Consider the following 18,526-nt stretch of genomic DNA (forward strand, 5'->3'; position numbering starts at 1 on the left):
AACGCTGCCTTGCGGCAGCACGACATGAAAGGACATCCCATGCGCCCCTTGAGTTTCCAGCTTTACTCCGCCCGCAACTTCCCGCCGCTGTCGGATTCGCTCCATGCGGTCGCGTCCGCCGGTTACCAGCAGGTCGAGGGCTATGGCGGCATCTATGCCGATCTCGACGACACGGCGCTCGCAGCCTTGAAGGCCGATCTCGACCGCAACGGACTGTCGATGACCAGCGGTCATTTCTCGCTCGACATGCTGGAAAACCGGCCGGAGCGCGTGGTCGAGGTGGCGAAGGCGCTCGGGATCGAGGCCGTCTACTGCCCTCACATCATGCCCGATGCCCGCCCGACGGACGCCGCCGGCTGGGAAGCCTTCGGTCAACGCCTGCAGGCCGCTGGCGAAAAAATCCGGGCTGCGGGGCTCACCTATGGCTGGCACAACCACGACTTCGAGTTCAAGGCGCTCGGGGACGGGTCCGTGCCGATGGATCTGATCCTCAAAGGCGGCCCCGACCTGACCTGGGAGGCCGACATTGCCTGGGTCATCCGGGGTGGTGCCGATCCCTTCGCCTGGATCGAGACCTATGGCGACCGCATCACCGCCGTGCATGTGAAGGATATCGCGCCGGCCGGGGAAAACACGGACGAGGACGGCTGGTCGGATGTCGGGCACGGCACGGTCGACTGGAAGAGCCTCTTCGGCCGTCTGGCCGCGACGCCGGCAAAATTCTACGTCGTCGAACATGACAATCCGAGCGATCTGTCCCGGCTTGCCACCCGCTCCATCGCTTCCATCAAGACCTTCTGACAGGACGACCCGCCATGACCCAGGATCTCGGCGTCGGCATCATCGGATGCGGCCATATCTCCATGACCTATTTTAAGCTCGCCCCTCTCTTCAGGGGCATCGAGATCCGCGCCTGCGCGGATATCAACCCGGAGGCCTCGGCGCTGCGCGCGCAGGAATATGGCGTGCGCGCCCAGACGATCGACGAACTTCTGTCCAATCCGGAGATCGACATCGTCGTCAACCTGACCATCCCCGATGCGCATTTCCCGGTTTCCAAGCGGATCCTCGAAGCCGGCAAGCATGTCTATTCCGAAAAGCCACTGGTGCTGACGCTGGCCCAGGGCGAGGAGCTGCGCGCTCTCGCGGCCTCGAAAAACCTCACCGTCTGCTGCGCGCCCGACACCTTTCTCGGCGGCGCCCACCAGCTCGCCCGCAAGGCTGTGGATGAGGGGCGGATCGGGCGGATCACCTCCGGCACCTGCCATGTAATGAGCCCGGGCATGGAGATGTGGCATCCCAATCCGGACTTCTTCTTCCTGCCTGGCGCCGGCCCGGTTCTCGACCTCGGCCCCTATTACGTCGCCAACCTCGTCAACCTCATCGGGCCGGTCAAGCGGGTGGCGGCGCTCGCCTCCAAGGCCAACAAGACCCGCACGATCACCAGCGAGCCGCGCAAGGGCCAGACGATTTCGGTCAAGACGCCGACCAACATCCATGCCCTGCTCGAATTCCATTCGGGCACGACGGTGACGCTGTCGGCCAGCTGGGATGTCTGGTCGCATCGCCATGGCAATATGGAGCTCTACGGCACCGACGGCTCGCTCTATGTGCCGGACCCGAACTTCTTCGGCGGCAAGGTGGAAGCGAGCGGCCGCGGCAAGGAAATTTCGCCGCTCGATGGCTGGGACCATCCCTTCGGCGTCGCCAACCAGGACCATCCGCAGGGGCCGATGGCAAACTACCGCACGGCCGGCCTTGCCGACATGGCGCAAGCGATCACCGAGGGCCGCGATCCCCGCTGCTCGCTCGACCGCACGCTGCATGGCGTCGACGTGATGACCTCGATCCTGCGCTCCGGCGAGGAGCGACAGTTCATCGACCTGACCACAACCTGCACCCAGCCGGCGCCCTTGGGTGTCGAGGAGGCCCATGCGCTTCTGCGCTGAGGAGCACCTCTTTGAGGATGAAGCCCGGAAACCGGTTTCGGTGACCGGGCTTTCGCGTTAGACCGGGCGGGCAGATCCGCTGCGTGCGTCGTGGCGTACCTTCGGCGGTTTCTGCATCACGAACATGGCGCAGCCCTGATGGCCGCCCGGACGGGGCGGACAAGGCGCGCGCGAAGGAAGGACTGACGATGGCCTGGCATCCGGCTGAGACCCGCTACGACACGATGACATACACCCGCTGTGGCCGCTCTGGCCTCAAGCTGCCCGCGATCTCCTTTGGCCTCTGGCATACGTTCGGTGAGACGACGCCGCACGCACTCAAGCGCGAGATGTGCCAGACCGCCTTCGATCTCGGCATCACCCATTTCGACCTCGCCAACAATTACGGCCCGCCCTACGGCGCCGCCGAAACCGCCTTCGGCGAGCTGTTCCGCCAGGACTTCAAGCCATACCGCGACGAGCTGATCATCTCCTCCAAGGCAGGCTACGACATGTGGCCGGGTCCCTATGGCGAGTGGGGCAGCCGCAAATATCTGATCGCCTCCTGCGACCAGAGCCTGAAGCGCATGGGTCTCGACTATGTCGATATCTTCTATTCGCACCGCTTCGACCCGGAGACCCCGCTCGAGGAGACCTGCGGCGCGCTTGACCATATCGTCCGTTCTGGACGCGCGCTCTATGTGGGGATCTCGTCCTACAACTCGCAGCGCACGCGCGAGGCGGCCGCCATCCTCAAGAGCATGGGCACGCCGCTGCTCATCCACCAGCCGAGCTATTCCATGCTCAACCGCTGGGTCGAGGAGGACGGGCTGCTCGATACGCTCGAGGATCTCGGCGTCGGTTCGATCGTCTTCTCGCCGCTCGCCCAGGGCATGCTGACGACGAAATATCTGAACGGCATTCCGCAGGACAGCCGCGCCGCGCAGAACCATTATTTCAAGAAGGGGCTGATCCGTCCCGAGATCATCGACAATGTCCGCAAGCTGAACGACATCGCCGCGCGTCGCGGCCAGTCGCTGGCGCAGATGGCGATCGCCTGGGTGCTGCGCGGCGGCCATGTGACCTCGGCGCTGATCGGCGCCAGCCGGACCGAGCAGATCATCGACTGCGTCAAGGCGCTCGACAAGCTCGACTTCACCGCCGAGGAACTGGCCGAGATCGACACCTATGCCCGCGAGGCCGACATCAACCTCTGGGCCAAGTCGGCCGAGCTCGCCTGACCGGCAAATGCCTCAGCCGGCCGCGTAAAGGCGCGGCCGGCTGATCTCCAGCCGCCCCGCCGTCCCGGCCTTGTAGGGAAACTCCGGCGGGGCGTCGAACTCGACCGTTGTTCCATCCGCCGTCTCGGCAAGGATCCGCCGGCTGTCCGGTCGATCGATCACGCGGGCGACCGTTGCGGGAACGCCCGGTCCATCCTCTCGCCACACGACATCCGCCGGGCGGAAGAACAGCTCGGCCGGGCCATCGGGCAGGTCCGGTGCGGGGAAGATTGCGCCGTGGACGCGGGCTTCGCCGGCCGAGACCTGGGCCGGAAGGCGATTGGCATCGCCCAGGAACTTCATCACGAAGGCGTTGGCCGGCGCCCGGCACACCTCCTCCGGTGTGCCGCTCTGCACGATCTTGCCCTTGTCGAGAATGACGACGCGATCGGCGAGATCGAGGGCCTCCGCCTGGTCATGCGTGACGAAGAGGGTGGTGATGCCGAGTTCGTCATGGATCTGGCGCAGCCAGCGGCGTAGATCGCGCCGGACATTGGCATCGAGCGCGCCGAAGGGTTCGTCGAGCAGCAGCACCTTGGGATCGACGGCGAGCGCGCGCGCCAGCGCCACGCGCTGCCGCTGACCGCCGGAAATCTGCGCCGGGAATCGCGCGTCGAGCCCTTCGAGCTGCACGAGGCGCAACAGCTCGGCGACGCGGGCGCGGATGTCCGCGGCCGAGCGCCTGGTCTTCGAGACCTTGAGGCCGAAGGCGATGTTGTCGGCGATCGTCATATGCGGAAACAGGGCGTAGTGCTGGAAGACGAAGCCGACGCCGCGATGGCGCACCGCGATGTCGGTGGCGTTTTCCGCGCCGAGATAGATGGCGCCGCCATCGGGATGTTCGAGGCCGGCGACCATGCGCAGAATGGTGGTCTTGCCCGAGCCGGAGGGGCCGAGCAGGGCCACGAGCTCGCCGCTCTTGATCTCCAGCGACACGCCATGCACGGCGCGGAAGGTGTCGAAGGTTTTGACGACGGTGTCGAGACGGATGTTCACGGGGCGGATGTCTCCGGGGAAAGCGACGGGCCGGCCAGCTGGGGGCGGCGGACGCGGCCGGCGCCGCGCCGCTCGAGCAGCACCTTGGCGATCAGCGTCACGATGGCAAGGCTGGCGAGGATCGAGGCAGCGGCAAAGGCGCCGACCGCATTGTAGTCGTGATAGAGCAGCTCGATGTGGAGCGGCAGCGTGTTGGTCTGGCCGCGAATATTGCCGGAGACCACCGATACGGCCCCGAACTCGCCCATCACCCGCGAATTGCACAGAATGACGCCATAGAGCAGGGCCCATTTGATGTTGGGCAGGGTGACGGAGAAGAAGGTGCGCCAGCCGCTGGCGCCGAGCGAGGTCGCGGCCTCTTCCAGATCGCGGCCCTGCGCCTGCATCAGCGGGATCAGCTCGCGCGCCACGAAGGGGGCGGTGACGAAGAGGCTCGCAAGCACGATGCCGGGCAGGGCGAACAGGATCTTCAGCTCTGCCGATTGCAGCATTTCGCCGAACAGGCCCTGAAGACCGTAGACGAAGAGATAGGCGACGCCGGCAACGATCGGCGAAACGGAGAAGGGGATCTCGATCACCACCAGCAGCAGCCGTCGGCCCCGGAAGTCGAACTTGGTGATGGCCCAGGCGGCGGCGATGCCGAAGACGGTGTTGATCGGCACGGCAATCAGCGCCGTCGCCGCCGTCATGCCGATGGCATGGAGCGTGTCCTTGTCGCCGATCGACTTCGCATAAAAGGCAAAACCCTTGGTGAAAGCCTGAACGGCGATGACGACAAGAGGCGCGACGATGACCAGCACGACGAAGACGAGAACCAGCCCGATCAGGCTGCGGCGGATGGCCGGCGCTTCGCCGATGCGCTGGGGGCGGCGGGACGAAGCCATGCTCAGCCTTTCACGGTGTAGCGCAGGGCGCGGGCCTGCAGGGCGTTGGTGACGGCCAGCATCAGGAAGGCGGCGAACAGCATGACGGAGGCGATGGCGGCCGAGGCCGGATAATCATATTCCTCCAGCCGGATGAAGGTCAGAAGCGCGGTGATCTCGGTTTCGAAGGGCTGGTTGCCGGCGATGAAGATGATGGCGCCGAATTCGCCGAGCGAGCGGGCGAAGGAGAGCGACAGGCCGGCCAGCAGCGACGGCAGAAGCTGCGGCAGCAGCACGCGCAGGAAGATCGCGCCGTCGCTGGCGCCAAGCGTCTGGGCCGCCTCCTCCAGGGCCCCGTCCAGCTCTTCCAGCACCGGTTGCACCGTGCGCACGATGAAGGGCAGGCTGGTGAAGGCCATGGCCACGATGATGCCGAGCGGCGTATAGGCCACCTTGATGCCAAGCGCGGAGAGCGGCCCGCCGAACCAGCCATTGGAGGCGAACAATGTCGTCAGCGCGATGCCGGCGACCGCGGTCGGCAGGGCGAAGGGCAGGTCGACCAGCGCATCGACAAGCCGCCGGCCGGGAAAGCGGTAGCGCACGATGACCCAGGCGAGCGCCAGACCGAAGACGAGGTTGAAGGCGGTGGCGGCGGCCGCACAGAGCAGGGTGACACGGTAGCTGGCGAGCGCCCGATCGGAGGAGACGATTCGCCAGTAATCGACCGGGCCGAGGCTTGCCGCCTTGAAGATCAGCGCGCCCAGCGGCAGCACGACGATGACGGCGACATAAAGCAGCGTCAGCCCGAGCGCGAGCGGCAGACCGGGGAGGGTGCGTCTGGCCAAGTCTCTGCCTCTCGTGGTGGAAATGACGGGAAGGGCCGGGGCGGTGTTCAGCCGCCCCAGCCCCCTGTTTCATAAAGCGGCCGCTCGATCAACGGCTGCCATAAAGTTTGTCGAGCTGACCGCCCTCGCCGAACTGCTCCTTCGTCACCTTCGCCCAGCCGCCGAACACATCGTCGACGGTGAGGAGGCGCAGCTCCGGGAAATCCGCCTTGAACTTTTCAGCCACGGCCGGATCGTGAACCCGGTTGCCGTTCTCGGCAATGATCGTCTGGCCTTCCGGCGAATAGAGATAGTCGAGATAGGACTTTGCAAGGTCGCGCGAACCATGGGCGTCCGCCACCTTGTCGACGATCGCCACCGGGAATTCGGCGAGCAGGCTGACCGGCGGAGTGACGATATCGAACTTGTCCTCACCGAATTCGCGCGCGATACCCTTGGTCTCCGCTTCGAAGGTAATGAGCACATCGCCGATCTCGCGCTCGACGAAGGTTGTGGTCGCTGCGCGCCCACCGGTGTCGAACACGGGCACGTTGCCGAAGAGCTTGGTGATGAAGGCTTCGACCTTGGCCGGGTCGTCCTTGAAGGTTTCCTTGGCATAGGCCAGCGCCGCCAGATAGGTGTAGCGCGCATTGCCCGACGTCTTCGGATTGGGGAAGATGACCTTCACGTCGTCGCGCGTCAGGTCGCTCCAGTCCTTGATCCCCTTCGGATTGCCTTCGCGCACCAGGAAGGAGGGGAAGGAATAATAGGGCGAGGCGTTGTTGGGAAAATCCTTCTGCCAGTCTTCCGAAACGAAGCCGCCCTTGACCAGCGCCTGCACGTCCGTGATCTGGTTGAAGGTGACGACGTCGGCTTCGAGACCTTCGAGGATCGCACGGGCCTGCTTGGACGACCCGCCATGCGACTGGTCGATCGTGACCCCGGGATGCGTCGCGACAAAGCCTTCATTCACCTTCTCGAACAGCTCGCGGGAGATGTCGTAGGAGGCGTTCAGCAGCGTATCGGCGGCAAGGGCGGGCAGCGGCGCGGCCAGAACGGCCAGCGCCGCCCCGATCGTCAGAAGACGTTTCATAGAACAGGCTCCGGTTGAGTTTGTGGACGCACTCTATCTGCCCGGCTCTGCTCATCCGAGGGCAATCGCCCACCGATCGACCGGCGGATGCGGAATAGAATTCCGCTCGCGGCTGAAAGTAAGAAAAGTCTCATACGGACCCAGGCCTTGGACAAAAGTCGCAGAACGGCCCCGAGCCTCCGGCTGGACAGGCCTTCCGCAGCGTGTAATCTGCCCCTTGAGGACGCAACCGGACGAGGGTTGCGGGTGGAGCAAGGTGCTGCGGCACGCGCGGGGGAGGGAACGGCAAAACGCCGGCACCCGCATCAGGAGGAGGACTTTATGGATCGCAGATCATTCATGACGCGCGCCGGTCTCGGTGCCGTGGCCGCATCGACGCTCGCCGCGCCGGCGCTCGCCCAGACCATGCCGAAGATCAACTGGCGCATGACCTCCTCCTTCCCGAAATCGCTCGACACGATCTATGGCGGCGGAGAGACCATTGCCAAATACGTGTCCGAGGCCACCGACGGCAATTTCCAGATCCAGGTCTTTGCGGCCGGCGAAATCGTGCCGGGCCTTCAGGCTGCGGATGCAGCCAGCACGGGCACGGTCGAGGCCTGCCATACCGTGTCCTATTACTACTGGGGTAAGGACCCGGTCTGGGCGCTCGCCGCTGCCGTGCCCTTTGCGCTGAACGCCCGCGGCCATAATGCCTGGCAATATCACGGCGGCGGTATCGATCTCTTCAACGAGTTCCTGGCGACCCAGGGCCTGATCGGCTTTCCGGGCGGCAACACCGGCGTGCAGATGGGCGGCTGGTTCCGCAAGGAGATCAAGACGGTTGCCGACCTGCAAGGCCTGAAGATGCGCGTCGGCGGCTTTGCCGGCAAGGTCATGCAGACGCTCGGCGTCGTGCCGCAGCAGATCGCCGGTGGCGACATTTATCCCGCCCTCGAAAAGGGCACGATCGACGCGGCCGAATGGGTCGGTCCCTATGACGACGAGAAGCTCGGCTTCTTCAAGGTCGCCCCCTATTACTACTATCCTGGCTGGTGGGAAGGCGGGCCGACGGTGCACGCCATGTTCAACAAGGCGGCCTTCGATGCCCTGCCGAAGTCCTACCAGGCGCTGCTGCGCACGGCCTGCCATGCGGCAGATGCCAACATGCTGCAGAAATACGACTATCTGAACCCGGCAGCGATCAAGCGCCTGGTTGTGGCCGGCGCCAAGCTCAGCCCCTTCACCGGCGAAGTCCTGTCCGCCTGCTTCGACGCGTCGAACACGGTCTATGCCGAAATGGAGGCCACCAACCCGACCTTCAAGAAAATCTGGGGCTCCATCAAGGCCTTCCGCTCGGAGTTCTATCTGAACGCCCAGATCGCCGAATACAATTACGACACCTTCATGATGATCCAGCAGCGCAACGGCAAGCTCTGACACGAGCGTGCGACGACACCAGCGAAGCCTCGCAGACAGGATGCCGAGCGGGGCTTTCTCTTTACCTGAACGCCCGGTCTCGTGCAGGCAAGGCTTGGACGGTGAAGGGGGTGGGGGGCTTCTTGGCCTTGGCGCGGGCGGCCATGGTTTCGAAGGCCTGTTCGAGGTGGCGGCAGAAGCGTTCGGCGTCGAAGAGCGGCGCGCGGAACCGGTTTTCGGCAAGGCGGGTCTTGGTGCGCGCGATGGCCGCTGGATCTTCGGCAAGGGCTATTGCGCGCGCCACCAGCGCTTGCCGGTTGGGCAGGACGAGGTCCGGCAGGCCGATGGCGGTGAGCAGACTTTCCGAAACGCGGGAGGCAAAGTTGCTCCCCTTCTGGGTGATGACCGGCAGGCCGGCCCAGAGCTTGTCGGAGGTCGTGGTGTGGCCGTTATAGGGGGCGGTGTCGAGGCCGAGATCGGCTGCCTGGAGGCGGGCGATGTGAGTCGCATAATCGCATTTCGGCGCGAAATGGATGCGCTCTGCCGCAACCCCGCGCCGCTCCAGCGCGGCGAGGACGTTCTCGCGCGCGAGCGCACCGTCGATCATGACCCAGAGCACGGAGCGGGGCGCGCCGCGCAGGATCTCTGCCCAGGTCTCAAGGGTTTGCAGGGAAATCTTGCGCTGGGTGTTGAAGCTCGCGAAGACGAAGCGATCAGCGGGCAGCCCCAGATCGTCACGCGGCGTAGCGGGGGGAAGGACGCGATGCACCGGATCGTTCGGCTGGTAGCTTTCCGGCAGGCGGCAGATCTGCTCGTGATAGTGCGGCTGCGAGGAGGGCGGCAGCACGATCGGATCGCCGATGACATAGTCGAGATCGACGCCGACGGTGGAGCCTGGAAAGCCGAGCCAGGCGACCTGCACCGGTGCGGGGCCGTAATTCAAAATGCCGCTGCGCGAGCCGCCTGTGAAGCCCTTGAGGTCGACCAGGATGTCGATGCCGTCGCGCCGGATCGTTTCCGCGGCTTCCGCATCGCTCATCGTGCCGATCGGCACGATCTTTCCCCAGCGGTCGCGCCCGCCGGCGTCGAAGCCGACGAAGCGCTCCGGCGTGTAGCAGTAGAGCACCGGCTCGACGCGGCCTAAATCATGCTGTTCCAGAACGGACTGGAGGAGGCGCATGGTGGCGTGGTCGTCCCAGAGATCGCTCGACAGATAGCCGACGCGCAGCCGCGCGGTCCAGGCATGCGGGCGGGTGCGGCGCGCGGCGATGGAAGCCGGGCTCGGCATCGGGCGCGAGCAGGGATTGTTGGTGGCGAGCCGATTGACCGCTTCGTCCGCGCACCAGAGCAGGTTGGAATAGCCCGTCTCGCCTTCGAACACGGCGGCCTCCCGCGCGCGCAAAGCGGGTTTCAGCTTCTCCTCCACCGTCTCGATGAGGGCGTAATCGCAGAAGTTGCGCGCCACTGCCAGCAGCTTCAACTGCGCGAAGGGGTCGTCCGGGTGGAGAGCGGCGATCTTGCGGAAGACGGTCAGGGCCGCCGGGTCGCGCTCCTCGTCATTGTAGAGCGTGCCGGCGATCATCACATGGTCGGGCCGCTCGCTTTCCGCCAGAGGCGCGCGCAGCAACCGCGCGAACGCATCCTCCCCACCCCGCAGGAAGGAGGCAGCGAGCAGCGCGGCATTGTCGGCATCGTCCGGCGCCTTCTCGAAGAGCCGCATGCCATAGAGCTGGATCCGCGCTTCGTCGCCGATCTTGTCATGCAGTTCGACGGCGCGTTTGAGTACCTGTGGCGAGGGATCGTCGCTCTCGGCCGCGCGGCTGGCGATCTCGGCGGCATCGGCTGTCAGGCCCAGTTTGTCGAACGTCTCGGCCAGCAGCAGCAGCGTGTCCTGGTCCTCGCTGCCGTCGATCAGCCCGCTCAAGTGGGTGAGGGCGGCGATGAAATCGCCAGCCTCATAGGCCGTACGGGCCGCTGCCAATGCCGCCATGGATGTCGCTCTCCGCTCACGCTTTGCCCGAGCCCTAGCAGCGCGGCCTTGCGCGAGGCGGGCAGCGTGATCAGCCCTCCGCGGCGAGGCAGGTTCGCAGCGAGTCGGCGATGTCCTGCATCATCTGGAAATAGAGGCTGGGGCCAGCTTGCAGCGTTCCGGCTTCCGGATCCAGCGTGCCGGATTTCGCCTCGGTTCCCTCCGTCACCACGCGGATCAGCTTCGGCTCGAATTGCGGTTCGGCGAAGACGCAGGTGGCGCCGAGCGTCTTGATCTTGGCCTGGATGTCGCTCAAGCGCTTGGCGCCCGGCATGCTTTCCGGATTGACGGTGATCGAGCCGGCCACGCGCACCCCGTAATGATGCTCGAAATACTGGTAGGCGTCGTGGAAGACGATGAAGGGCCGGTCCTTCACCGGTGCGAGTGTGGCCACAATGGCCTTGTCCATGGCGTCCAGCTTGGCCTCGAAGGATGCGAGATTGGCGCTGTAGGCGGCGGCATGGTCGGGATCCGCCTTCGACAGCGTCTTCGAAATCTCCGCCGCCATGGCCTTGGCATTGGTCGGGTCGAGCCAGGCATGCATGTCGAACTCGCCATGCTCATGCGCTGCTTCGTCTGCATGTGCGTGGTCGGCCTCGGCTTCGTGCTCGTCGCCATCCTCATGCGGTTCGAAGGGACCGCCTTCCCGGGCGGCGAGCTTTTCGATGCCGGGGGCCTCTTCCAGGGCGACGATGGTGGCACCGGTGCCGAGCGATTCGAGCGGCTTCTCCAGAAAGTGCTCCATGCCATGGCCCATCCAGAACACGATCCCCGCCTGCTCGAGCGCAGCGGCGTTTGAGGGCTTCATGGCATAGGTATGGGGCGAGGCGCTGCCATCAACGATCAATGCCGGCTCGCCTACGCCGTCCATGATCGAAGCGACGATCGAATGGATCGGCTTGATCGACACGACGACCTTGGGCACCTCCGCATGGGCGCTGAAAGCGCATCCGCAAAGAAGAGTGGCGGGGACGAAGCGGAGAAGCGAAGTGCGCATGGCCATGTCCTTTCACGACAAAGCGCGGGACAAGACCTGGCAATGTCATGGTTATGTTATTACATTAATTGCGTAATGCTATAACGTGTGCCATAGCCCTTGGCAACAGAGCGCAGAAAGAATTGCCATGCTGCACGACCCAAGCCGTTCCACCGTTTCCGCGCCGCTCGTCAGCCTGCGGGAAGCAGGCGTGCGCCGCGGCGGGCGCTGGCTCGTGCGCGGCGTCGATTTTTCCGTTCGCCCCGGCGAGATCGTCACCCTGATCGGCCCGAACGGCTCCGGCAAGTCGACCACGGCCAAGACCGCCATCGGCGTTCTGGCGCCGGACGAAGGCCGTGTCGAGCGGCGGGCGGGCCTGACGGTCGGTTACGTGCCGCAGAAGCTTGCGATCGACTGGACCCTGCCGCTGACGGTCGAGCGCCTGATGACGCTGACCGCCCCCTTGAGCCGCCCGGCACTGCGCGAGGCCGTGGAGGCCACCGGAATTGCGCACTTGCTGAAGGCCGAAGTGCGGCATCTGTCCGGCGGCGAGTTCCAGCGTGCGCTGCTTGCCCGGGCGATCGCACGGCGGCCCGATCTGCTCGTGCTGGACGAGCCGGTCCAGGGCGTCGACTTCTCGGGCGAGATCGCACTGTACGACCTGATCAAGACACTGCGAGACCGCACGGGCTGCGGCATCTTGCTGATCTCCCATGATCTGCACGTGGTCATGGCAGAGACCGATACGGTGATCTGCCTGAACGGCCATGTCTGCTGCCGCGGCACGCCGCAGGATGTCAGCCAGAGCCCGGAATATCGCCGTCTGTTCGGCGCGCGCGCGGCCGATACGCTGGCGCTCTACCACCACCAGCACGACCATACCCATCTGCCGGATGGACGGGTGCGCCATGCCGATGGAAGCGTGACCGACCATTGCCACCCGGACGACGGCCACCACCACGATCCCCACGAGACCGATGCGCACGTCCATGATGCGGGCTGCGGCTGCGGCCATCACCATCCCCGGCTGAACAGGCTGGACCGCAGGGAGCACGACCGTGCTTGACGACTTCTTCACCCGCGCGCTTATCGCCGGCATCGGCCTGGCGCTCACGGTCGGTCCGCTCGGCTGCTTCGTCGTCTGGCGTCGCATGGCCTATTTCGGCGACACGATGGCCCATTCGGCGCTCTTGGGCGTCGCCCTGTCGCTGCTGCTGCAGGTCAATCTGACCTTGAGCGTCTTCATCGTTGCAAGCGTCGTCTCCCTGCTTCTCCTGATCCTGCAGCGGCGCGGCACGCTGTCGACCGATGCGCTGCTCGGCATTCTGTCCCACTCGGCGCTGTCGGTCGGGCTGGTCATCGTCGCCTTCATGACCTGGGTGCGCATCGACCTCATCGGCTTCCTGTTCGGCGATATCCTGGCGGTCAGCGAGGCCGATATCGACCTGATCTGGGGCGGCGGCATTCTGGTCGTCATGGCGATCATCTATCTCTGGCGACCGCTGCTCGCCTCCACGGTCAACGCCGAGCTGGCGGAGGCCGAAGGCTTGCGTCCGGAGCGGGCGCGACTGTTCTTCATGCTGCTGATGGCGCTCGTCATCGCCATTGCCATGAAGATCGTCGGCATCCTGCTCATCACCTCGCTGCTGATCATCCCTGCCGCAACCGCGCGGCGCTTTTCCGCTTCGCCGGAAATCATGGCGGTCCTCGCTTCGCTGATCGGCGCGATCGCCGTTGTCGGCGGCCTGTTCGGCTCGATGCGCTATGACACCCCGTCTGGCCCGTCCATCGTCGTGGCCGCTGTTCTGATCTTCGTCCTCAGCCTCTTGCCTCTCGGGCGGCGGCGCGGGGCGGGCGAGTTTCATGCCGTGCAGGGAGGAGACCACTGATGGCCATGACCAAGAACCAGGCTCTGGTGCTGGAAACACTGACCGCAGCCGAGGCTCCACTCAGCGCCTATACCATTCTCGACAAGCTGCGCGACCACGGCTTCCGGGCGCCGCTGCAGGTCTATCGTGCGCTGGACAAGCTGGTGGAGCGCGGCCAGGTGCATCGCCTGGAAAGCCTCAACGCCTTCGTGGCCTGCCGCCACGAACATGGGCACGACCATGGCGCCCATGCGGCCAGCGTCATCGCCTTCACCATCTGCGAGGATTGCGGGCAGGTTGCCGAAATCCATGACCATGCGGTGGAGGAACGCCTGGCAACGCTGGCCGCCATCCGCCATTTCAAGACCGAGAAGACGACGATCGAAATGCGCGGCCACTGCGAGAACTGCACGGTCTGAGCGCCGGCGTCGGCCGGGCCGGATCAACCGAGCAATCGAAGCTCGGTCGCGAAGCGCTGCCAGTTGCGCACATAGCTTTCCGCCGAGCGCCGCAGGCCGGCGATCGCCGTTTCGTCGAGCAGGCGCACCATGCGCGCCGGGCTGCCGACGATCAGCGCGTTGTCGGGAAACACCTTGCCTTCGGTCACCAGCGCATTGGCGCCGACCAGACTATTCTGCCCGATCACCGCGCCATTGAGCACGGTGGCGCCCATGCCGATCAAGCTGTTGTCGCCGATCGTGGCACCATGGACGATGGCGCGGTGTCCGATGGTGCAGCCCTCTCCGATCGTGGCGGGGAACCCGGCATCGACATGCACCACCGCGCCCTCCTGGATGTTGCTGCGCGCGCCGACGCGGATCGGCTCCTGGTCGCCGCGAAGAACCGCGCCGAACCAGATGCCGACATCCTCGCCGAGCATGACATCGCCGATCACATGCGCGTCCGGCGCGATCCAGAACCGCTCGGCTTGGGGGAGGGTCGGCGCCAAGGCGCCAAGAGCATAAAGCGGCATCGGAAAACGATCCTCTAGCGAACGCTCACGGCAAGTGCCGCAACGCCCTCGACGCCGCAGGTCACGCGATCTCCGCGCTCCACGGGCCCGACGCCGGACGGCGTGCCGGTGAAGATGACATCGCCCGGCGCGAGTGTGAACAGGCGCGACAGCTCGGCGATGATTTCCGGCACCTTCCAGCTCATCTGGTTCACATTGCCGTCCTGGCGCGGCGTGTCATTGACCGACAGCCAGATGCGTCCTTCCGTCGGATGACCGATCCTGCTGGCGGGAACGAGCGGGGAGAGCGGGCCGGACTGTTCGAAGGCCTTGGCCACCTCCCAGGGGCGACCGGCAGCTTTGGCTTCGGCCTGCCGGTCCCGGCGGGTGAAATCGATGCCGACCGCATAGCCGAACACATGATCGAGCGCGGTATCGACCGCAATGTCCCGGCCGCCCCGATGCAGCGCAACGACCAGCTCGACCTCGTGATGCACGTCGGACGACTGAGAGGGATAGGGAAAGATGCCATCCGTCAGTGTCAGATTGTCCGGATTCTTCTGGAAGAAGAAGGGCGCCTCGCGGTCCGGATCGCCGCCCATCTCGATGGCATGCGCCGCATAGTTGCGCCCGACGCAATAGACCCGGCGAACCGGAAACATGTCGTCGCTCCCCGACACTGGCAGCATGACGATGGGGGCAGGGGGAAAAAGGCTTGGCATGGATGGCTCGCTGTCGGATCGAAAGCACCGACCCTATCAGCCGCGGCACGACGCTGGAACGCCGGTGTTGAGAAAAATGCAGAGCGTGCACGCCCAAGCCGCGAGGAAGACATCAGCGGGCAATGACGGCGCGAAAGGCGGTGAGCGGCGGCAAAGTTCGGTCGGAAGCTTCAGGCGCGCGGCGGTGACTGAGCGGCCGCGCGCGGGAAAGTGCTTCAACCGCAGGCGTAAGCCTGGAGCTGGTCGCGGGTCAGGAGCGGTGTTCCCTTGCGGGAGTTGCCGTCCGGATGGCTGTATTCGAGGCTCGGAACTTCCGGAAGCGCCAGGGCCTGGCGCACCGTCATGATGCCGACATCGCGCCGATCGGCGCCACGCTTTACGCTCACTTCCACGATGCGATACAGATTCTCTTCGACCATCTCTCTCTCCCTCGGCCTCTAAACGGGCCTTTGCAAGATTTCCTCATCCGTATGCCATGCTTGAGCGAAGTGCTGCGGACGGTGACCGCCGATTCGCGAGATCGCAGTAGGATCTGCGATGGCGGTTTTTGTGAGGCACCTCATCATCAGGATGCCATACGGTCTGCGTCGCTCCTAGCAGAATATTCGCAAGGACCGGCTTTTCGGCCAGTAGAGGCGAAAATTCGCGGGATGATTTCGCAGTGCGAAAGGAAATCTGTTCCTTCATGGCACGTTCTACTGCGCTGCGGAACGAAGAGGGCTTGTCAACGTTATGTCGAGAGCCAAGGGAGACAGTGATATGGCAGAACTCAAGACCGGATTTACTGGAGCACTCGAGGATCCTGATAGCCTGACGGTCCGCGCCCGTTCTGCGGGACAGGCGATTCGCCGTGAAGCAGGGGCCGTAGCAGCCAGTGCCGTCGATCGTCCCGCCGGCACGGGCGTGCTTCTTCTGTCTTGCGCTGCGCTGGCATTCCTGGCCGGCTATGCACTTCAGCCAAAGCGCCGTCAGCGACGCCTTTGGTAACGATCTCGCATCCGCAAAAAAACCACTTGTAAGTTTTGCAATGCAATATTAGTGTTTTCGCATCGGATCGCTTTCCTCCTCCCAGGCGATCCTGGATCGAAGGCACTCTCCTCCCTGCCTTTGGTCATTCAGAGCCTGCCGCGCCTCCTCCCCGCGGCAGGCTTTTTCTCTTTGTTAGCCATTGCTACCCTTGCCTTTCCTCGCATCTCTTGCTTCACTGCAGCCACAGTTGCGAGGAACCGGAGCGGATGCTCCCGCGTTATCAATCGCCGTTTCGACGGGCGTGTGTGACGTGTTTTTTGGGAGGTTTGTCATGACATCGATCAAATGGGTTGAGCCCGTGTCGGTTGCAGCCGGAGCGCAGGAGATCCGCGTCGTCAGCGGACCTTCGGAAGCTCTGGCCTGCCTGTCCGAGGCCTGGCCGGACGCGCGGGGTCCGCGCTATGTGGCAGCGCGCAGCATCTGCCGCGCGGCGATCGATGGTCGCAAGCCGGTCGAGGATGCGCGCAACCTCTTCCTCCTCGCCGCCCACGAGGCCAAGCTCCACGCGCATTGATGATCCGACGATCGCGGAGCGGGTGAGGCTCGACACGCAAGTCGATCCCTGCCGGTCCGTTCAGCCTCGTTGCGCGAAGGCGCCGGGGCTGGTGCCGACATGACGAGCGAAAGCGACCGAGAAGGCGCTCGCCGATCCATAGCCCGTTCGCGCGGCAATCTCGGCCACGGGCGCAGCGCGTCGACGCAGCATGTCCTTGGCAAGCGCCATGCGCCACTGCATCACATAATCCATCGGCGCGAGCCCCAGCTGTCGGCGAAAACGCTCGAAGAAGGCGGAGCGTGACAGGGAAGCCGCGTCGGCAAGCTTATCGATGCCAAGGGATGCTGCCGGATCGGCATGGATGAGCCGAAGTGCCGGCGCCAGACGAGGATCGGACAGGCCCCGGATCAAGCCCGGCGCCGCCGAAGGGTCACTCCCATTCCGCAACGCGCCCAGGAGCAGCACGTCGAGCAGCCGGCCGAGGATCATGTCGCGCGCCGGTTCGTCGCGGACCGTCTCGTCATGGATCAGCCGCACGACGGCCATGAGGCGCTCGTCGCCGCCAAGATGGATGATGCCCGGCAGCAATGAGACCAGCAATGCGCGGTCATCCGCCGCGAAGATGCAGTGGCCGACCATCGCGGTCACATCCGGCTCCGCCTGCGGCGCGCCCAGGCGAAAAACGCCAGGGCTGGTCTCCAGCCGTTGCGGCAGGGTGCCCGGAGGAGGTGGGTCGAGGCTCGTCATGGTGAAGCTGTGGATGTCCGGCACCAGCAGAAAATCGCCGGCCGAGAGCAGGCGGGGTGCCTGTCCGTCGATGATGATGCGGCAGCGTCCCTCGACCATCGCGCAGTAGAAGGGACTGCCGAGATCCCGCCGCTCCACCAGCCAGCGCCCTCCGGCCGTGACCAGCTTGGCAATGCTGGGCTGCGGCTTCAACAGGGCGATGATATCGGCAAGCGGATCGCGCATTCTGGACTCTCGCGAAAGAGATCGGGATTTCTCCTCATAGATCATCCGGCGTGCGTCGTCCATTCTTCTGCCTGTCGAACAGGAGAAACACCATGACCACCAACCGATTGATCGAAGCCGCCGCCGCCCTTCCAAGCCCCGCGCCACGCCTGACCCTTTCCTATTCCCCCCTGCGGCTTGACCGGGACGGGCTGCCGCCGCTCGAACTGCGGCTGACCGCGCCGGCGGAAGGGGAGCGCCTGCCCATCATCCTGCTGTCGCATGGCTATGGTCCGTCCTTCTACCTTCCCTCCAAGGATGGCTATGCGCCGCTGGCCCAGTTCTGGGCCGAGCGCGGCTTTGCCGTCATCCAGCCAACCCATGCCAGCTCCCGCGTCGGCGGATTGCCGTTGGACAAGCCGGGTGCGCCATTCTTCTGGCGCGAGCGCGTGGCGGAGCTTCGGTTGATCCTGGATCGGTTGCAGGATGTCGCGCATCAGGCGCCGGGCCTTGAAGGGCGGCTCGATCCCGCCCGCATTGCCGCGGCCGGTCACTCCTTCGGTGGCCACACCGTCAGCCTCCTGCTCGGTGCCACCCTCGACGGCGAAACATTTCGCGATCCGCGGATTACGGCCGGTGTCCTGCTGGCCGCGCCCGGGCGTGGCGGGGCGGATCTTCTGCCGGAGAGCGCGGCGCGTTTCCCCTTCTTCGATCTCGATTTCGGTGGAATCGCCGCGCCCAGCCTGGTCGTCTGCGGGTCGGAGGATGCCTCGCACTTCACCACCCGGGGGCCGGACTGGCATGTCGATCCCTATCGCGATGCGGCGGGCTCCTCGGCGCTGCTCATGCTCACGGGGGCGGGCCACGGACTGGGTGGGATTGCCGGCCTCGATGCCAAGGAGACCGAAACCGAATCGCCGGACATGCTGGAGGCGACGAAGCGGATGACGCTGGCCTGGCTGCAGACCGAGCTCCGCCTCGATCCATCCGCCTGGTCCGCCGCCCGTGACGCTTTGCGGGCGAAGGCTCCCGCTCTCGGCACGGTGGAGGAAAGGTCCGCCGCGTGACGGGAGGCCATCCGCGCACGGCCTAGCCGATCGACCATGCGAAGAGCCCATGCG

The 18,526-nt window shown here is 65.1% G+C and carries 19 protein-coding genes; 9 read left to right on the forward strand and 10 right to left on the reverse strand.

The features are described 5' to 3' along the window. Positions 1–39 precede the first annotated feature (39 nt). From U8330_RS07860 to mgrA, 3 genes are all read left to right on the forward strand, one after another. Entirely contained in the window at positions 40–801 is a 762-nt protein-coding gene (locus tag U8330_RS07860) for a sugar phosphate isomerase/epimerase (protein ID WP_323104623.1), read from the forward strand. 14 nt (positions 802–815) lie between these two features. Beyond that, positions 816–1,949, forward strand: a complete 1,134-nt coding sequence (locus tag U8330_RS07865; RefSeq protein ID WP_323104624.1) for a Gfo/Idh/MocA family oxidoreductase — start codon at positions 816–818, stop codon at positions 1,947–1,949. A 188-nt stretch (positions 1,950–2,137) separates the two neighbouring features. After that, positions 2,138–3,169, forward strand: coding sequence for an L-glyceraldehyde 3-phosphate reductase (gene mgrA / locus U8330_RS07870; RefSeq protein WP_323104625.1), 1,032 nt, complete (start codon positions 2,138–2,140; stop codon positions 3,167–3,169). 12 nt (positions 3,170–3,181) lie between these two features. Here mgrA and U8330_RS07875 read toward each other — a convergent pair whose 3' ends face one another. The 4 genes from U8330_RS07875 to U8330_RS07890 form a co-directional block, all read right to left on the reverse strand. Beyond that, the gene (locus tag U8330_RS07875) at positions 3,182–4,204 is read right to left on the reverse strand and encodes a sulfate/molybdate ABC transporter ATP-binding protein (protein ID WP_323104626.1); all 1,023 of its coding nucleotides are present in this window, start codon (positions 4,202–4,204) and stop codon (positions 3,182–3,184) included. After that, positions 4,201–5,088 (reverse strand): sulfate ABC transporter permease subunit CysW, encoded by an 888-nt coding sequence (cysW, locus tag U8330_RS07880; protein WP_323104627.1) that lies wholly within the window; start codon positions 5,086–5,088, stop codon positions 4,201–4,203. Before cysW ends, U8330_RS07875 begins: the two co-directional genes overlap by 4 nt. Before the next feature lie 2 nt (positions 5,089–5,090). Then, entirely contained in the window at positions 5,091–5,912 is an 822-nt protein-coding gene (cysT, locus tag U8330_RS07885) for a sulfate ABC transporter permease subunit CysT (protein ID WP_323104628.1), read from the reverse strand. An 88-nt stretch (positions 5,913–6,000) separates the two neighbouring features. Beyond that, positions 6,001–6,984: a sulfate ABC transporter substrate-binding protein gene (locus U8330_RS07890; protein WP_323104629.1), complete on the reverse strand. Its 984-nt coding sequence runs from the start codon at positions 6,982–6,984 to the stop codon at positions 6,001–6,003. Between the two features lie 321 nt (positions 6,985–7,305). Here U8330_RS07890 and U8330_RS07895 point away from each other — a divergent pair, with 321 nt between their 5' ends. Beyond that, positions 7,306–8,403, forward strand: coding sequence for a TRAP transporter substrate-binding protein (locus tag U8330_RS07895; RefSeq protein WP_323104630.1), 1,098 nt, complete (start codon positions 7,306–7,308; stop codon positions 8,401–8,403). A 61-nt stretch (positions 8,404–8,464) separates the two neighbouring features. On the opposite strand, the gene U8330_RS07900 is transcribed toward U8330_RS07895, so the two are convergent. Together U8330_RS07900 and znuA are read right to left on the reverse strand one after the other, a co-directional pair. Next, positions 8,465–10,372: a hypothetical protein gene (locus U8330_RS07900; protein ID WP_323104631.1), complete on the reverse strand. Its 1,908-nt coding sequence runs from the start codon at positions 10,370–10,372 to the stop codon at positions 8,465–8,467. A 70-nt stretch (positions 10,373–10,442) separates the two neighbouring features. After that, positions 10,443–11,408 (reverse strand): zinc ABC transporter substrate-binding protein ZnuA, encoded by a 966-nt coding sequence (znuA, locus tag U8330_RS07905; RefSeq protein WP_416236831.1) that lies wholly within the window; start codon positions 11,406–11,408, stop codon positions 10,443–10,445. A gap of 127 nt (positions 11,409–11,535) precedes the next feature. Here znuA and U8330_RS07910 point away from each other — a divergent pair, with 127 nt between their 5' ends. The 3 genes from U8330_RS07910 to U8330_RS07920 are packed head-to-tail and all read left to right on the forward strand — an operon-like array spanning position 11,536 to position 13,674. Next, positions 11,536–12,453, forward strand: a complete 918-nt coding sequence (locus tag U8330_RS07910; RefSeq protein WP_323104634.1) for an ATP-binding cassette domain-containing protein — start codon at positions 11,536–11,538, stop codon at positions 12,451–12,453. Next, positions 12,446–13,276 (forward strand): zinc ABC transporter permease subunit ZnuB, encoded by an 831-nt coding sequence (gene znuB / locus U8330_RS07915; protein ID WP_323104635.1) that lies wholly within the window; start codon positions 12,446–12,448, stop codon positions 13,274–13,276. Before U8330_RS07910 ends, znuB begins: the two co-directional genes overlap by 8 nt. Further along, a complete protein-coding gene (locus U8330_RS07920) occupies positions 13,276–13,674 on the forward strand; it encodes a Fur family transcriptional regulator (protein ID WP_323104636.1) in 399 nt (132 codons plus the stop codon). Before znuB ends, U8330_RS07920 begins: the two co-directional genes overlap by 1 nt. Before the next feature lie 23 nt (positions 13,675–13,697). Here U8330_RS07920 and U8330_RS07925 read toward each other — a convergent pair whose 3' ends face one another. The 3 genes from U8330_RS07925 to U8330_RS07935 form a co-directional block, all read right to left on the reverse strand. Continuing rightward, positions 13,698–14,228, reverse strand: coding sequence for a gamma carbonic anhydrase family protein (locus tag U8330_RS07925; RefSeq protein ID WP_323104637.1), 531 nt, complete (start codon positions 14,226–14,228; stop codon positions 13,698–13,700). 14 nt (positions 14,229–14,242) lie between these two features. Then, entirely contained in the window at positions 14,243–14,929 is a 687-nt protein-coding gene (locus tag U8330_RS07930; protein WP_323104639.1) for a fumarylacetoacetate hydrolase family protein, read from the reverse strand. A gap of 215 nt (positions 14,930–15,144) precedes the next feature. Further along, positions 15,145–15,348 (reverse strand): hypothetical protein, encoded by a 204-nt coding sequence (locus U8330_RS07935; RefSeq protein WP_323104640.1) that lies wholly within the window; start codon positions 15,346–15,348, stop codon positions 15,145–15,147. A gap of 881 nt (positions 15,349–16,229) precedes the next feature. Here U8330_RS07935 and U8330_RS07940 point away from each other — a divergent pair. Then, entirely contained in the window at positions 16,230–16,472 is a 243-nt protein-coding gene (locus U8330_RS07940) for a DUF982 domain-containing protein (protein WP_323104641.1), read from the forward strand. 60 nt (positions 16,473–16,532) lie between these two features. Here U8330_RS07940 and U8330_RS07945 read toward each other — a convergent pair whose 3' ends face one another. After that, complete coding sequence (locus tag U8330_RS07945) at positions 16,533–17,426, reverse strand: AraC family transcriptional regulator (RefSeq protein WP_323104642.1); 894 nt, start codon at positions 17,424–17,426, stop codon at positions 16,533–16,535. Positions 17,427–17,518: 92 nt separating this feature from the next. Here U8330_RS07945 and U8330_RS07950 point away from each other — a divergent pair, with 92 nt between their 5' ends. Beyond that, complete coding sequence (locus U8330_RS07950) at positions 17,519–18,472, forward strand: dienelactone hydrolase (protein WP_323104643.1); 954 nt, start codon at positions 17,519–17,521, stop codon at positions 18,470–18,472. Positions 18,473–18,526: the final 54 nt, after the last annotated feature.

Source organism: Rhizobium sp. CC-YZS058, from assembly GCF_034720595.1.
Taxonomy (GTDB): Bacteria; Pseudomonadota; Alphaproteobacteria; order Rhizobiales; family Rhizobiaceae; genus Ferranicluibacter.

Coding starts and splice junctions, on each gene's coding strand:
- U8330_RS07860 (WP_323104623.1), top strand. CDS start 40: ATGCGCCCCTTGAGTTTCCAGCTTTACTCCGCCCGCAACTTCCCGCCG.
- U8330_RS07865 (WP_323104624.1), top strand. CDS start 816: ATGACCCAGGATCTCGGCGTCGGCATCATCGGATGCGGCCATATCTCC.
- mgrA (WP_323104625.1), top strand. CDS start 2,138: ATGGCCTGGCATCCGGCTGAGACCCGCTACGACACGATGACATACACC.
- cysW (WP_323104627.1), bottom strand. CDS start 5,088: ATGGCTTCGTCCCGCCGCCCCCAGCGCATCGGCGAAGCGCCGGCCATC.
- U8330_RS07890 (WP_323104629.1), bottom strand. CDS start 6,984: ATGAAACGTCTTCTGACGATCGGGGCGGCGCTGGCCGTTCTGGCCGCG.
- U8330_RS07895 (WP_323104630.1), top strand. CDS start 7,306: ATGGATCGCAGATCATTCATGACGCGCGCCGGTCTCGGTGCCGTGGCC.
- U8330_RS07900 (WP_323104631.1), bottom strand. CDS start 10,372: ATGGCGGCATTGGCAGCGGCCCGTACGGCCTATGAGGCTGGCGATTTC.
- znuA (WP_416236831.1), bottom strand. CDS start 11,408: ATGCGCACTTCGCTTCTCCGCTTCGTCCCCGCCACTCTTCTTTGCGGA.
- U8330_RS07910 (WP_323104634.1), top strand. CDS start 11,536: ATGCTGCACGACCCAAGCCGTTCCACCGTTTCCGCGCCGCTCGTCAGC.
- U8330_RS07920 (WP_323104636.1), top strand. CDS start 13,276: ATGGCCATGACCAAGAACCAGGCTCTGGTGCTGGAAACACTGACCGCA.
- U8330_RS07925 (WP_323104637.1), bottom strand. CDS start 14,228: ATGCCGCTTTATGCTCTTGGCGCCTTGGCGCCGACCCTCCCCCAAGCC.
- U8330_RS07930 (WP_323104639.1), bottom strand. CDS start 14,929: ATGCCAAGCCTTTTTCCCCCTGCCCCCATCGTCATGCTGCCAGTGTCG.
- U8330_RS07935 (WP_323104640.1), bottom strand. CDS start 15,348: ATGGTCGAAGAGAATCTGTATCGCATCGTGGAAGTGAGCGTAAAGCGT.
- U8330_RS07940 (WP_323104641.1), top strand. CDS start 16,230: ATGACATCGATCAAATGGGTTGAGCCCGTGTCGGTTGCAGCCGGAGCG.
- U8330_RS07945 (WP_323104642.1), bottom strand. CDS start 17,426: ATGCGCGATCCGCTTGCCGATATCATCGCCCTGTTGAAGCCGCAGCCC.
- U8330_RS07950 (WP_323104643.1), top strand. CDS start 17,519: ATGACCACCAACCGATTGATCGAAGCCGCCGCCGCCCTTCCAAGCCCC.